The organism is Streptomyces sp. NPDC034037 (assembly GCF_055575715.1).
Window position 1 is genome coordinate 1001016 of record NZ_JBVISC010000002.1, and the last position, 12837, is coordinate 1013852.

At 72.7% G+C, this 12837-nt stretch carries 15 protein-coding genes; 3 read left to right on the forward strand and 12 right to left on the reverse strand.

All coding sequences use genetic code 11. The features are described from left to right. Window positions 1–91: 91 nt before the first annotated feature. Window positions 92–1720 (reverse strand): ABC-F family ATP-binding cassette domain-containing protein, encoded by a 1629-nt coding sequence (locus ACZ516_RS09985; protein ID WP_358700213.1) that lies wholly within the window; start codon window positions 1718–1720, stop codon window positions 92–94. An 88-nt stretch (window positions 1721–1808) separates the two neighbouring features. Here ACZ516_RS09985 and ACZ516_RS09990 point away from each other — a divergent pair, with 88 nt between their 5' ends. Both ACZ516_RS09990 and ACZ516_RS09995 read left to right on the forward strand, forming a co-directional pair. Continuing rightward, window positions 1809–3314, forward strand: coding sequence for a phosphatase PAP2 family protein (locus ACZ516_RS09990; RefSeq protein ID WP_469009482.1), 1506 nt, complete (start codon window positions 1809–1811; stop codon window positions 3312–3314). Window positions 3315–3432: 118 nt separating this feature from the next. Then, window positions 3433–4242 carry a class I SAM-dependent methyltransferase gene (locus tag ACZ516_RS09995; protein ID WP_469009484.1) on the forward strand — a complete coding sequence of 270 codons (810 nt, stop codon included), beginning with the start codon at window positions 3433–3435 and terminating at the stop codon, window positions 4240–4242. A 22-nt stretch (window positions 4243–4264) separates the two neighbouring features. Here ACZ516_RS09995 and ACZ516_RS10000 read toward each other — a convergent pair whose 3' ends face one another. The 10 genes from ACZ516_RS10000 to ACZ516_RS10045 all read right to left on the reverse strand — a co-directional run bounded on the left by ACZ516_RS10000 (window position 4265) and on the right by ACZ516_RS10045 (window position 9885). Next, a complete protein-coding gene (locus ACZ516_RS10000; RefSeq protein ID WP_358586243.1) occupies window positions 4265–4576 on the reverse strand; it encodes a gas vesicle protein K in 312 nt (103 codons plus the stop codon). 3 nt (window positions 4577–4579) lie between these two features. Continuing rightward, a complete protein-coding gene (locus ACZ516_RS10005; protein WP_030789793.1) occupies window positions 4580–4768 on the reverse strand; it encodes a gas vesicle protein in 189 nt (62 codons plus the stop codon). Further along, window positions 4765–5628 (reverse strand): GvpL/GvpF family gas vesicle protein, encoded by an 864-nt coding sequence (locus ACZ516_RS10010; RefSeq protein ID WP_469009486.1) that lies wholly within the window; start codon window positions 5626–5628, stop codon window positions 4765–4767. The genes ACZ516_RS10005 and ACZ516_RS10010 overlap by 4 nt, the downstream gene beginning before the upstream one ends. Further along, complete coding sequence (locus tag ACZ516_RS10015) at window positions 5612–5971, reverse strand: gas vesicle protein (protein WP_358586240.1); 360 nt, start codon at window positions 5969–5971, stop codon at window positions 5612–5614. The genes ACZ516_RS10010 and ACZ516_RS10015 overlap by 17 nt, the downstream gene beginning before the upstream one ends. Then, the gene (locus ACZ516_RS10020; RefSeq protein WP_469009488.1) at window positions 5968–7269 is read right to left on the reverse strand and encodes an SRPBCC family protein; all 1302 of its coding nucleotides are present in this window, start codon (window positions 7267–7269) and stop codon (window positions 5968–5970) included. Before ACZ516_RS10020 ends, ACZ516_RS10015 begins: the two co-directional genes overlap by 4 nt. Continuing rightward, the gene (locus tag ACZ516_RS10025) at window positions 7262–7981 is read right to left on the reverse strand and encodes a DNA primase (RefSeq protein ID WP_469009489.1); all 720 of its coding nucleotides are present in this window, start codon (window positions 7979–7981) and stop codon (window positions 7262–7264) included. The genes ACZ516_RS10020 and ACZ516_RS10025 overlap by 8 nt, the downstream gene beginning before the upstream one ends. Then, complete coding sequence (locus ACZ516_RS10030; RefSeq protein WP_358586234.1) at window positions 7978–8223, reverse strand: gas vesicle protein GvpG; 246 nt, start codon at window positions 8221–8223, stop codon at window positions 7978–7980. The genes ACZ516_RS10025 and ACZ516_RS10030 overlap by 4 nt, the downstream gene beginning before the upstream one ends. Window positions 8224–8245: 22 nt before the next feature. Next, window positions 8246–8986, reverse strand: coding sequence for a GvpL/GvpF family gas vesicle protein (locus tag ACZ516_RS10035; RefSeq protein ID WP_358700295.1), 741 nt, complete (start codon window positions 8984–8986; stop codon window positions 8246–8248). Further along, window positions 8983–9414, reverse strand: coding sequence for a gas vesicle structural protein GvpA (locus tag ACZ516_RS10040; protein WP_358586231.1), 432 nt, complete (start codon window positions 9412–9414; stop codon window positions 8983–8985). The genes ACZ516_RS10035 and ACZ516_RS10040 overlap by 4 nt, the downstream gene beginning before the upstream one ends. A gap of 84 nt (window positions 9415–9498) precedes the next feature. Continuing rightward, window positions 9499–9885 carry a gas vesicle protein GvpO gene (locus ACZ516_RS10045; RefSeq protein WP_358700296.1) on the reverse strand — a complete coding sequence of 129 codons (387 nt, stop codon included), beginning with the start codon at window positions 9883–9885 and terminating at the stop codon, window positions 9499–9501. A gap of 298 nt (window positions 9886–10183) precedes the next feature. Between ACZ516_RS10045 and ACZ516_RS10050 the strand changes: the two genes are divergently transcribed. After that, entirely contained in the window at window positions 10184–10645 is a 462-nt protein-coding gene (locus ACZ516_RS10050) for a hypothetical protein (protein WP_469009492.1), read from the forward strand. A 63-nt stretch (window positions 10646–10708) separates the two neighbouring features. Here ACZ516_RS10050 and ACZ516_RS10055 read toward each other — a convergent pair whose 3' ends face one another. Beyond that, window positions 10709–12601: a transketolase gene (locus tag ACZ516_RS10055; protein ID WP_361084063.1), complete on the reverse strand. Its 1893-nt coding sequence runs from the start codon at window positions 12599–12601 to the stop codon at window positions 10709–10711. Window positions 12602–12837 lie beyond the last annotated feature (236 nt).

The following is a 12837-nucleotide window of genomic DNA, read 5'->3' on the forward strand; positions in this document are numbered from 1 at the left end:
GTCGCTCCGGTGCCCCCCGGGTACCCGCTCGGCGCGTACTACCCCAGGATGCACCGGCTCCGCTCCGGGCGCGCGACCGCGGCCCCGGTGGCTAGCGCGCGCGCTCCACGCGGCGCTCGTCCCAGACCGGCTCCGGGGTCTCGCGCACCCGGCCGTCGCTGCCGAAGACCAGGAAGCGGTCGAAGGAGCGGGCGAACCAGCGGTCGTGGGTGACGGCGAGGACCGTGCCCTGGAAGGCTTCGAGGCCTTCCTGGAGGGCCTCGGCCGATTCCAGGTCGAGGTTGTCGGTGGGCTCGTCGAGGAGCAGAGCCGTGCAGCCCGCCAGCTCCAGGAGCAGGATCTGGAAGCGGGCCTGCTGCCCGCCGGAGAGGCGCTCGAACTTCTGCTCGGCCTGGCCGGTCAGTTCGTAGCGCCGCAGCCGGGACATGGCGGCGCCGCGGTCCTGCGCGTGCTCGCGCCACAGGATGTCCAGCAGGGTGCGGCCCGCCAGCTCCGGGTGGGCGTGGGTCTGCGCGAAGTGGCCGGGCACGACGCGCGCGCCCAGCTTCCAGGTGCCGGTGTGGGCGACCGGGTTCTCGGTGTCGCCGGCGAGCAGGCGCAGGAAGTGCGACTTGCCCGAGCCGTTCGAGCCGAGGACGGCGACGCGCTCGCCGTAGAAGACCTCCAGGTCGAAGGGTTTCATCAGGCCGGTCAGTTCCAGGTCCTGGCAGGTCACGGCGCGTACGCCGGTGCGGCCGCCGTGCAGGCGCATGGTGATGTCCTGATCGCGGGGCGGCTCCGGCGGCGGGCCCGCCTCCTCGAACTTGCGCAGCCGGGTCTGCGCCGCGTGGTAGCGGGAGGCCATCTCATGGCTGACGTCGGCGGCCTGGCGCAGGGTGCGCACCAGCTTCTTCAGCTGCTCGTGCTTCTCGTCCCAGCGGCGGCGCAGCTCCTCGAAGCGGGCGAAGCGCTCCTTGCGGGCCTCGTGGAACGTCCCGAAACCGCCGCCGTGCACCCAGGCGTCGGCGCCGCCGGGGCTCTGCTCGACGCTGACGATCTTCTGCGCGGCGCGGGCGAGCAGCTCCCGGTCGTGGGAGACGAACAGGACGGTCTTGCGGGTCTCCCTGAGCCGCTCCTCCAGCCAGCGCTTGCCGGGCACGTCGAGGTAGTTGTCCGGCTCGTCGAGGAGCAGCACCTCGTCAAAGCCGCGCAGCAGGGCTTCGAGGACCAGGCGCTTCTGCTCACCGCCCGAGAGGGTGCGGACCTCGCGGAACTGGGCCTTGTCGTAGGGGACGCCGAGGGCGGCGGTGGTGCACATGTCCCACAGGGTCTCGGCCTCGTAGCCCCGCGCCTCCGCCCAGTCGGACAGCGCCTGGGCGTAGCTCATCTGGGCGGCCTCGTCGTCGACCGTCATGATGGCGTGCTCGGCGGCGTCCACGGCCTTCGCGGCCGCCCGGATCCTCGGGTGGGAGACGGAGACGAGCAGGTCACGCACGGTGCTCTCGTCGCGTACGGAGCCGATGAACTGCGGCATCACGCCGAGGCCGCCGCTGACGGTGACGCTGCCGCCGTGCGGCTGGAGCTCGCCGGAGATCAGCCGCAGCAGGGTGGTCTTGCCCGCGCCGTTCGCGCCGACCAGGGCGACGACGGAACCCTCGCCGACCCGGAAGGAGACATCACCGAGCAGCGCCCGCCCGTCCGGCAAGTAGTACTCCAGGTGCGCGGCTTCCAGATGTCCCATGGTCGGGATTGTCCGTGCCGGGACGCCGTCACGGCAAACCGGTTTCGCCGGCGGCGGTGGCGGCGACCTCGGCGGGTACCCGCAGCGTATGAGCACAGATGCCTCCCCCACACCCCCTGACGGCCTGCGGGCCCGGCTGCTGGCCCTCGACAGCCGTGTCTTCGAGGCGGTCGCCTCCCGGCACTGGCCGGGGGGCGACCGCTTCCTGCCCCCGCTGAGCCGCAGCGCCAACCACGGGCTGCTGTGGTTCGCCGCGGCCGGGGCGATCGCGGCGACCGGTACGCCAAGGGCCCGGCGCGCCGCCGTGCGCGGGGTCGCCTCGCTCGCGTTGGCCTCGGCGACCATCAACACGCTCGGCAAGCGCTCGGTGCGCCGGGCCCGGCCGCTGCTCGACTCGGTGCCGCTGATGCGGCAGCTGAAGCGCCAGCCCATCACCACGTCCTTCCCCTCGGGCCACTCCGCCTCGGCGGCCGCCTTCGCCACCGGGGTGGCGCTGGAGTCGCGGGCGTGGGGCGCCGGGGTCGCGCCCGTCGCGGGGGCGGTCGCGCTGTCCCGCGTCTACACCGGCGTGCACTTCCCCGGCGACGTCCTCGCGGGCGCCGCCCTCGGCGTGGGCGCCGCCTTCGCGGTGCGCGGCCTCGCCCCGACCCGCACCCAGCTGCCGGCCCCGGGCAGGCCGCGCGCCGACGCCCCCGCCCTGCCGGGCGGTGCGGGCCTGGTGCTGGTCGCGGAGGCCGGGGCCCGGGTCGACGAGCGCACGAGGGCGCTGCGGGAGGCGCTGCCGGGCGCCGAGGTCGTCGTCTGCGCACGCGCCGACCTGGCCGCGGAGCTGGAGAAGGCGGCGGGCCGCGCGCGGGCGATCGGGGTGTGCGGCGGTGACGGCTCCGTGAACGCCGCCGCCGGCGTGGCCCTGCGGCACGGCCTGCCGCTCGCGGTACTGCCCGGCGCCGCGCCGGGGCACTTCGCGTACGACATCGGCGTGGAGGAGCCGCGCGACCTGTGCCGTGCCGTGGAGGCGGGCGGCGCGGTCTCGGTCGACGTGGGCCGCTTCAGCGCGGTGGACCCGGCCGCCGCGGGGACGCGGACCGAGGGGATCTTCCTCAACACCTTCGGCGTCGGCGTCCACCCGGAGCTGGTCCGCCGCCGCGACCGCTGGGCCCACCGCCTGGGCGAGCGGCCCACGGCCGTCCTCGCCGCCCTGCGGACGCTGGGTTCGGCGCCGGAGCCGATGACCGCCGAGGTCCGGGGCCGCCGGCGTCCGCTGTGGCTGCTCGTCGCCGGCAACGGCACCCACCACAGGTTCGGGCTCGGCCCCGGCCGGCGGCTCGACCTGGCGGACGGGCTGCTGGACGTGCGGCTCGTGCACGGCGGCCGGACGCACGGCGCGCGGCTGCTCGCCGCCGCCCTCACCGGGCCCGCGCTCCGCTCCCCCGCGCACGCTGCGGTGCGGGTGCGCGAGCTGCGGGTGGACGACATCGCCCCGGGCACCGTGGCGGCGTACGACGGTGAATTCACCGAAGTACGGGGGACGTTGACGCTCGACAAGCTGCCGGAGGCGCTGACCGTCTACCGCCCGCTCCCCGCCACCGACTGACCGGCGGACGGCCCGCCGGTTGACCACATAGTGATACGCGGGTCTCATCATTCGGCATGGCGGCGTACGGTTCGGCGTACCGCGGCACCATCCGCGACGAACCAGGAGGAGTTCCGCCATGCCGAAGGAGACCGCCGTCTACACCCACGGGCACCACGAGTCCGTGCTGCGTTCCCACACCTGGCGCACCGCCGCCAACTCGGCCGCGTACCTCCTGGGTTCGCTGGAGCCGCACATGAAGGTCCTCGACATCGGTTGCGGGCCGGGCACCATCACCGCCGATCTGGCCGAGCTGGTCCCGGACGGCCACGTCACGGGGGTCGATCACGCGCCGGGCATCCTCGCCACGGCTCGCGCGACCGCCGCCGAACGGGGCCTGGACAACGTCGACTTCGCCGTCGCCGACGTACACGCCCTGGACTACCCCGACGACACCTTCTGTGTCGTGCACGCCCATCAGGTGCTCCAGCACGTGGGCGATCCGGTGCGGGCGCTGAGCGAGATGCGGCGGGTGTGCAGGCCCGGCGGTGTCATCGCGGTCCGCGACGCGGACTACTCGGCGATGACCTGGTATCCCGGCTCACCCGTGCTGGACGACTGGCTGGACCTCTATCTGCGGGTGGCCCGCGCCAACGGCGGCGAGCCCGACGCGGGCCGCCGCCTCAAGTCCTGGGCGCTGGAGGCCGGTTTCACGGACATCGCCGCGAGCGCCGGCACCTGGTGCTACTCCTCGGAGGAGGAGCGCGCCTGGTGGAGCGGGCTCTGGGCGGACCGCACGGTCGCCTCCTCCTACGCCGAGCGTGCGGTGACGACAGGCCACGCCGACGCGGAGCAGCTCGCCGACATCGCGGCGGCCTGGCGGGCGTGGGGCGGCCGCAAGGACGGCTGGTTCGTAGTGCTGCACGGCGAGATCCTCTGCCGCAAGTAGCGCCGCCACGCGCGTCGGCGCGTCAGTCCCGGGGCAGCAGCGGGCCCAGCGGTCCGAGGTCCAGGTTCAGGTCCTCGGGCCGCAGCCCGTAGCGGTCGCGCAGCTCGGCCATCCGGTCCTCCAGGAGCATCAGGGTCAGCCCGATCCGCTCCTCCTGGTCCTCGCTCAGGTCGCCGGTGTCGAAGCGGCGTACGGCCTGGCGCTCCATGAGCTGGCGCAGCAGCTCGATAACGGTGAGGACCAGCTTGACGAGGTCCCGTTCCACCGTGTCCGGGTCCAGGTCCATCCGCTTGCGCTCGGCCCCGCCCGGGTCCGCGAGGTCACCGGTTTCCATGGGTCACTCCAATTCCGGCCACGGTGAGGGCACTTGCTCGTTCACCGAGCTGATCAGGGCGTTCAGGTCGATGCGTACGAGGTCGACATCCGCGATCCGCAGCGTGATGTCCCCCTTGATGACGACCCCGCCCGCGAGAAGGCGGTCGAGCAGGTCGACCAGGGCTATTTCCCGGCGCTCGACGACCGTCATCGCGGGCGCTGCGTTCCCGCGCCGGCCGACTTCCCGGTGCCCGGCTCGTCGGTCCCCGGGTCGTCTGCGCCCGGCTCGTCGGCGGTGAAGGAGTAGGCCGCCCAGGGGCCCGTCAGCTCGACGCGCAGGTCCGAGGAGTCTCCCTGGTCGTCCTTGGTGCCGTCCACCAGCTCCACGAACTCCTCGGAGTGCGCGCGCGGCACCAGGTAGGCGGCGTTGAGGATGTTCCGCCCGGGCGCCTGGGAGAGGGAGGAGTTCTGCGGGGCGTGCAGCCGGGCGTCGTCGGCCCGCCGGGAGAGCTTCTCGTGCAGGTTCCGGGCGAAGGCCTCGGCCCGCTGCCAGCCCTCCTCCTGGGCCGTCTGCCGGTTGCGCCGCTGGCGCAGGTAGTCGCGCCCGGAGCGCGGCTTGTCGGGCGCCGGCGTCTGCGTCGCACCCTCCTGCGCGGGCTCCGCGCTCTCCAGGTGAACCTTGACGCCCCACTCCACACGGCCGTCGATCCGCTCCAGCACCCGCCGAAAGCGGTCCGCGCCCTCCGTCAGCATGGCGCGTACGCCGCTGTCGTCCCGGAAGACGGTCCCGAGCCGCAGCGGCAGCGGGCAGGTGACGCTGGTGAGCGCGGCGATCACCCGCTGGTGGGCGCGGGCCGTCTCGGAGAGCCAGTCCAGGTCCTCCAGGTGCCTGCGCAGCGGCTCCTCGGCGAAGTCCCGCTCCGGCACCGGCCCCACGAGGGCGACGAGGCCCTCGTGGGCGAGCTGCCGGGGCGGCACGCCGCCGACCCCGGTCAGGTCGGCGGCGAGCGGCGCGTCCAGCGGACGGCAGACCGCGTAGACGTAGCGCAGTTCCTCACTTGCGAGGCTCACGTGACTCCTCCTCGGCGGGCTCCAGGGTGCCCTGGGCCTCCAGCTCCTCCAGCCGGCGCCGCAACTCGGCGTTCTCCTGTGCCAGTTCCTTGTGGCGGGCCCCGGAGGAGAGCGCCGGGTCCTGCTCCCACCAGTCGATGCCCATCTCCTTGGCCTTGTCGACCGAGGCGACGATGAGGCGCAGCTTGATGGTGAGCAGTTCGATGTCGAGCAGGTTGATCTTGATGTCACCCGCGATGACGATGCCCTTGTCCAGGACCCGTTCGAGGATGTCGGCGAGGTTGGCCCCTCCGCCGCTGCTGCCGTAGGGGCCGGGCAGTCCGCCTCCAGGGGTGGCGGTCATCGACGGCTCCGTCCGGCGTCGGCGGACTCGCGCCGCTCGTCGTCGACGTCCTCATCGTCCCCATCGTCTTCGAGGTCGTCGTCCTCGTCCTCGTCCACGATCTCGGCGTCCTCGACCTCGTCCTCGTCGGACGCGTCGGCGTCGGACTCGGCGTCGTCGTCGGACTCGGCGTCGTCGTCGTCGAGTTCGTCGTCGTACTCGGCCTCGGGCTCGCCGTCGTGCTCCTCGTCGAACTCCTCGTCCTCTTCGTCGGGGTCGTGGTGTTCGTCCTCGGGCTCGTCGTCCCGGGGCTCGCCGTCCTCGTCGTCCTCGCCGTCCTCGTAGTCGGCCTCGGGCTCGTCCTCGTACTCCGCCTCGGGCTCGTCCTCGCGGTCGTCGTCGTCCTCGTCGTACTCGGCCTCGGACCGCGGCTCGTACTCGTCCTCGGGCCCCTGGTCCTCGGAGCCCTCGACCTCGTCGGTGTCGGCCTCCTCCTCGGCCACGGCGTCCTCATGGGTGCGCACGACCTCGCCGTCGCGGATCTCGCCGCGCCAGCCGTCGCTCGCCTCGCCGCGCATCGAGATGTGCCGGGCGAAGTTCTTGAGGTCGAGGCGTGCCCTGCGGCCCTGGGCGCGCCAGATGTTGCCGGTCTTCTCGAAGAGACCCTTCGGGTAGTACTCGATGACCAGCAGCACCCGGGTGAGGTTCTCCGCGAGCGCGTGGAAGGTCACCACGCCCTTGGTGGACCCCTTGGCACCCTCCGACGTCCAGGTGATCCGCTGGTCCGGCACCTGCTCGGTGGTGTGCGCCTTCCAACTGCGACTGGACCAGAAGACCTTGAGCTTCCAGTCGGTCTCCGTGTCGTTCGCCGCCGTGGCGCTCTTGACGCCCTTGGTGAAGGTGGAGAACTCCTGGTACTGCGTCCACTGGTCGTACGCCTCACGGACCGGGACGCCGACGTCGACGAACTCCAGGATGACCGTGGGCTTCTGGCCCCCGCCGCCCTTCTTGCGCTTGCCGCCGAGCCCCTTCAAGGTGTCGGTCACCTTGTCCTTGAGGTGGCTGCCGCCCAGTTCGAGCGCGCCGCGCACCGGGCCCTTGCCCTCGGCGAGCTTCTTGCCGGCCTGCGCCGCGAGCTTGCCGAAGCCGGGGCTCTTGCCGTCCGCGATGTCGTTCAGCTTGACGGTGGCGTCGCCGAGGCGGTGGCCCACGCCGACGAGCACGCGCTCGACCTGGGCCATGAGGTAGGCCTGCGCCTCGTCCTTCAGGCGGTCGGCGGCGGGGCTGCGCGTGATGTTGCTCAGCGGTGACTCAGCCACGGTCGCCTCCCTTCGCCCTGCCGCCCGAGGCGGTCCTGCGGGCCGCGGACGTCGTCTTCTTCTGGGCGGTCTTGCTCTGAGTGCTCTTGCTCTGGGCGCTCTTGTTCTGGGCGCTCTTGTTCTGAGCGGTCTTGCGGGCGGTGCTCTTCGCGGGGGCCTTCTTCGCGGTCGCCGCGGTCTTCTTCGCCGCCGACTTCGGGGCGGACTCCTCGTCCGTCTTCGAGCCGGCCCGCGACCCGGACTTCCGCGCGGCGGGCCGCTTGGCCGCCGTCGTCCTGCGCCGCCGCGGCGCCTCGTCCTCGTCCCGGTCACCCTCGTCCCGCTCGGCGCCGTCCTCGGCGTCGGAATCCTCGTCGTCCTCGTCCCGGTCGGTGCCCTTGACGTCGTCGGGCACCACACCGGCTATCCGGTCCTGGACGCCGAGGGTGCGGTCGTGCAGACGGTCGGCGAGACCTTCGAGCTGCCGGTTCAGGAGCGAGCCCGTGGCCGCCTTCCCCACGCCCCGCAGGTCCTGGCGCAGCTGATCGCCGATCTCCTTGAACTGCGGGTTGTTGTCCAGCTGCTGAGTCACCAGTGACCCCAGCGCCTTCGGGCTCAGGTTCAGCCGCTTGCCGGCGACCATCGTGCCCACGGCGAAGGCGAACTTCGCCTTCTTCGTGCGGCCGAGGACGTACCCGGCGCCCACGGCGAGGCCCATTGCCAGTCGGTTCATTGTCTGAAGTCCTGTCCTGTGCTGTGCTGCAGCCGGTCGAGGAGTTGGTCCTCGGCCTGCTCGAACTCGTCCTCGTCGATCTCGCCCGCCTCCAAGCGCTCCTCGAGGCGGGCGAGTTCCCGACGGATGGACGAGGGGTCGTAGTACTGCCGCTCCGCCTCGTCGACCACTTGCCGCAGCACCCACATGGAGCCGCGGGCCGGGGCGAGAGGCAGCATCAGCAGTTCACCGATCAGTCCCATTCCGTCACTTCCGTCACGTCCGTCACTCCGCGGGCTGAGCGGATCCCGGGTCGACGAAGCTGTACGGGGGCAGCGGGCCGTGCACCTTCAGCTCCAGGTGCGGCTGGGCCGTGCGCAGCTCCTCCACCGCGGTGAGCAGGCCCTCGGACGACTTGCGGCTCACCAGGAAGGAGATGTTGGCGAGCCAGCCGGTGCCCTCGGGGCCCTCGGCGACCGCTTCGGCCGCCGGTTCCAGGGCGCGCCGCACCTCGACGCCGTCGCTCGCCTCCCGGGCGCGCACGGCGGACGTGACCGCCTCACCGAGCTTCAGCTTCTGCTCGTGGCTGCCGCCGCCCTGGCGCTGGCTGGCCTCCACCATGGCGCGCAGCTCCGGGTTCTCCGCGAGGACCTGGTGCAGTACGGCCTGTTCGTTGTGCGAGGCCTTCACGTTGTACTCGACCTTGCCGTCGAGGGTGCGCAGCCGCTCCGCGTAGTGGTCGGCGCGCTCGCCGAGCACGGACACGACGGTGTCGTCGTCCGGGGCGAGGCTGCCGAAGCGCATCGGGAGCACGGAGCCCGCGGCGCCGGCCTCCGACAGCACGTTCTGGTGCGCGAGCAGGTCGCGCCGCTTGGGCTTCAGATCTTCGGGGGCGTCGCTCACGATGGCGGCGAGTTCACCCTGCTTCAGGATGCGCACGGGGCACGCCGGCTTCCCGATGCCCTCCATGCCGTCGGGCAGGGCGGGGTGGGAGCTGTGGGTGATGCCGTAGACGTAGGTGGTCACTCCTTCTCCTCCTTTCGGCGGGAGGTGGTGGAGCGCCGGGCGCGGGGACGTTCCTCGCTCTGGCGCTGGCCTTCCTCACGGGACTGCTTGAAGGCGTCCGATATCGTCTCGGCGGCTCCGGAGAGCGCGCCCTTGGACTTGCCCTTGGCGCCGGACTCGGTGATCTCGCCGACCAGGTCGGGCAGGCCCGGGTCCTTCTTCGGCCCGGATTCCAGGTCGAGGCGGTTGCACGCCTCGGCGAACCGCAGATAGGTGTCGACGCTCGCGACGACGACACGGACATCGACCTTCAGGATCTCGATGCCGACCAGTGAGACGCGGACGAAGGCGTCGATGACGAGTCCTCGGTCGAGGATGAGTTCCACGACGTCGTACAGGCCGCTGGAGCCGCCCCCGCCGCCGGACTGTTGTGCCGGGACCACGGTCATACCGACTGAGCCTCCTTGGTTGGTGTACTGGTGTGCTGTGTGCGCTCGGTGTGCTGGTGTGCCCTGCTGTCGGTGGTGCCTGTGTTACCTGCTGTGCGGGTCCGAGCGTCCGCGCTCGTAGCGGCGGACCCGGCGGTAGCCGGTCAGCTCCCCCTGCGGGTCGAGCCGCACCTCGTAGCTCGCGAGCAGGCTCATCGTGTCGGGAACACGGGCCAGTTCGAGCACCTCGATCTCCAACAGCCAGCCCTCTTCGGTGCGTTCGAAGGACGACACCGATTCGGCCGTCATGCCGGTGAGTTCGGCGAGCTGGGTCTGAGCGGCCCGTAGTGCCGCCATGGGGCCCGGCAGTTCGTCCCGCGTGCTCTGCTCGGCCTCCGCGTCCTTCTCGTCCTTCGTGTTCTCCTCGTCCGTCTCGTCCTGTGCGGAGTCGGTTGTCTTGGAGTTTGTTGTCTTTCGTGACGTATTGGCCATGTTCACCTCCCGATACGTGTGTCCCGGCGTCCCTTGGCCAAACCTCACCGGTCCGCATCCCCCGGCGGGGGGTGGTGTCCACCCTGGTCGGGAGGGTGGCTGGCCCCACCTGGATCCGGGGGGCGGCGGGCGTGTCCTTCGGCGTCCCGACCGGGAGGATCGATGTCACCGATCAGCGATCTCCCCGTCAGTGAGGCATGCCATGACGCACAGCCCGGGCGCGCACCGAGCGCTTCCTCCCCGGAACCGTCCCCGCCCCCGGCCGCGCTCCCCGGAGCCGCGGCCGCTGCTGCCGCGCGTGCTTTCCGGGACGGACGAGCCGCCGGCCCCCGCCACCGTGCGCGCTTCCTTCGCGCTCTGGCTGACGGCGGTCGCCGCGGGCGTCTTCGAGACGGTGCTCGCGGTGATCCGCGCCGTGGCCGAGGGGGACGCCTCCGCCGGCGTTCTCACCGGCGGTCCGGCGCTGCGCGTGGCCGGGTACGCGGCCGCCGTCCTGGTGGCGGTACGGATGCGCCGGGGAGGCGGCTGGGCGCGGGCGGCCCTGGTGGGGGCGGCCGCCGTTCTCGGCACGCTCGCCCTGATATCCGAGCCGGATGCATGGCCGACCGACGGGCAGGGCATCGGCGAGACCCTGCGGAACGTGGACGTCGTGGACGTGCTCTTGGGCGGCAGCCGCGTACTGCACCTCGCGGCCGTGGTCATGGCGGTGGCCCTGATGTTCCGCCGCTCCGCGAACGCGTGGTTCAGGGCGGGGCGGTGAAGCGGCGTCCCGCGGGTCACCGCACCACCCACCGTCACCGGGGCACTGCCACCCCGCCCGGCGTCACCGCACCACCGCCTCCTCCACCAGCATCCGTGCCGCCGCCGCGATCGACTGGGCGTCGATGCCCGCCGCGCGCAGCTGCTCCTCGGGCGAGGCCGAGCCGGGCATCGTGCGGACCGCGAGGCGGACCAGGCGCGGCACCGGGCCGCCGTCGGTGAACGCGTCGAGGACCGCGTCGCCGAGGCCGCCCTCCGCGCGGTGGTCCTCGACGGTGACCAGGCAGCCGGTCTGCTGGGCCGCCTCGCGCAGGGTGCGCCGGTCGACGGGCTTGACGGAGTACAGGTCGATGACGCGCACCGGGATGCCCGCGTCCTCCAGCAACTCGGCGGCGGACAGCGCCTCGTGGACGGTCACCCCGGCGGCGACGAGGGTCAGCCGGTCGGCATCGGAGGAGCGCAGGACCTTGGAACCGCCGATGGGGAACTCCTCGCCGGGGCCGTAGATGACGGGCGTGTCCCCGCGTGACGTACGCAGGTAGCGCACCCCCTCCAGGTCGGCCATCTGGGCGATGAGCCGACCGGTCTGGTGGGCGTCGCACGGGTAGAGGACCGTGGAGCCGTGCACCGCGCGGAACAGCGCCAGGTCCTCCAGGCCCATCTGGGAGGGGCCGTCCTCGCCGATCGCGACGCCCGCGTGCGAACCGACGAGGTTGATGCCGGCGCCGCTGATGGCCGCCATCCGTACGAAGTCGTAGGCGCGGGTGAGGAACGCCGCGAACGTCGAGGCGTACGGCACCCAGCCGCGTGCGGCCATGCCGACCGCGGTGGCGACGAGTTCCTGTTCGGCGATGTAGCACTCGAAGTAGCGCTCGGGGTGCTCCTTGGCGAAGTACTCCGTCCTGGTGGAGTCGCCGACCTCGCCGTCGACGGCGACCACGTCGCCGCGCGCGCCGCCGAGCGCGGCGAGTGCCTGGCCGTAGGCGTCACGGGTGGCGACGGTGTCGCCCACCTCGTGGCGGGGCAGGTCCAGGTGGCCGGTGCGCTCGGCGTGCGGGGCGCGTGCCGCGGCCGGCTTGCGGACCTCCACGTGCGTGTCGCGTACGCCGCCCAGCTCCTCGATCGCCTCGTCGGCGTCCGGCAGCGGCTTGCCGTGCAGGCCCTCGCGGTCCTCGATGGAGGAGACGCCCTTGCCCTTGAGGGTGCGGGCGAGGATGACGGTGGGCTGCCCGGCGGTGGAGGCCGCCTCCTGGAAGGCGCGGTCGACGGCGTCGATGTCGTGCCCGTCGGTCTCGACCACGTGCCAGTCGAAGGCCCGGAAGCGGTCGGCGTACGCCTTCAGGTCCCACCCGTGGCGGGTCGGGCCGCGCTGGCCGAGGCGGTTGACGTCGACGATCGCCGTGAGGTTGTCGAGGTGCTCGAACCCTGCGTGCTCGGCCGCCTCCCAGATGGAGCCCTCGGCCAGCTCGCTGTCGCCGCAGAGCACCCAGACGCGGTAGGGGATGCGTTCGAGCCGCTTGCCCGACAGGGCCATGCCGACGCCGACGGGCAGGCCCTGCCCCAGCGAGCCGGTGGCGACCTCCACCCACGGCAGGGCGCGGGGCGTCGGATGCCCCTGGAGGCGGCTGCCCTCCTTGCGGAAGGTCAGCAGCTCCTCGTCGGTGAGCGCGCCCGCCGCCTTGTACGCGGCGTAGAGCAGGGGGGAGGCGTGGCCCTTGGAGAGGATGAAGCGGTCGTTGCCGGGGTGGTCGGGGCGGTCGAAGTCGTAGCGCAGATGGCCGCTCAGGAGGACCGCCATCAGGTCGGCGGCGGACATCGAGGAGGTGGGGTGCCCGGAGCCGGCGGCCGCCGCGGCACGGATGGAGTCGACGCGCAGTTGTTGGGCGAGGGCGGCGACGTCCCCGCTGGCGGTTGCGTTACCGGTCGGTGCGTTGCCGGTCGGTTCGCTGCTGGTCATGGGGTCTCCTTGTGGTGCGGGGCCTCCTGGTCGCGGAGGTCCTTGCGGGAGCGAGCGGTACGGCCTGGCCCGGCAGTGCGGCGCCCAGGAGCCAGTCTGCTGCGGCGTGCGCGCGATCGCCCGGCACGGCCGCCCGGTGGGGTCGGACCGGCGCCGAGGTCAGCCGGCCGGGGGCCGGTCATGGGCGTCGGGTACCCGTGGGCCACGGAGCGTAACGGCGGGCCTGCGCGCACCGG

What these genes read in the sequence shown, in the direction of transcription:
- ACZ516_RS09985 (WP_358700213.1), bottom strand. Translation starts at nt 1,720, where the DNA reads ATGGGACATCTGGAAGCCGCGCACCTGGAGTACTACTTGCCGGACGGG.
- ACZ516_RS09990 (WP_469009482.1), top strand. Translation starts at nt 1,809, where the DNA reads ATGAGCACAGATGCCTCCCCCACACCCCCTGACGGCCTGCGGGCCCGG.
- ACZ516_RS09995 (WP_469009484.1), top strand. Translation starts at nt 3,433, where the DNA reads ATGCCGAAGGAGACCGCCGTCTACACCCACGGGCACCACGAGTCCGTG.
- ACZ516_RS10000 (WP_358586243.1), bottom strand. Translation starts at nt 4,576, where the DNA reads ATGGAAACCGGTGACCTCGCGGACCCGGGCGGGGCCGAGCGCAAGCGG.
- ACZ516_RS10005 (WP_030789793.1), bottom strand. Translation starts at nt 4,768, where the DNA reads ATGACGGTCGTCGAGCGCCGGGAAATAGCCCTGGTCGACCTGCTCGAC.
- ACZ516_RS10015 (WP_358586240.1), bottom strand. Translation starts at nt 5,971, where the DNA reads ATGACCGCCACCCCTGGAGGCGGACTGCCCGGCCCCTACGGCAGCAGC.
- ACZ516_RS10025 (WP_469009489.1), bottom strand. Translation starts at nt 7,981, where the DNA reads ATGAACCGACTGGCAATGGGCCTCGCCGTGGGCGCCGGGTACGTCCTC.
- ACZ516_RS10030 (WP_358586234.1), bottom strand. Translation starts at nt 8,223, where the DNA reads ATGGGACTGATCGGTGAACTGCTGATGCTGCCTCTCGCCCCGGCCCGC.
- ACZ516_RS10040 (WP_358586231.1), bottom strand. Translation starts at nt 9,414, where the DNA reads ATGACCGTGGTCCCGGCACAACAGTCCGGCGGCGGGGGCGGCTCCAGC.
- ACZ516_RS10045 (WP_358700296.1), bottom strand. Translation starts at nt 9,885, where the DNA reads ATGGCCAATACGTCACGAAAGACAACAAACTCCAAGACAACCGACTCC.
- ACZ516_RS10055 (WP_361084063.1), bottom strand. Translation starts at nt 12,601, where the DNA reads ATGACCAGCAGCGAACCGACCGGCAACGCACCGACCGGTAACGCAACC.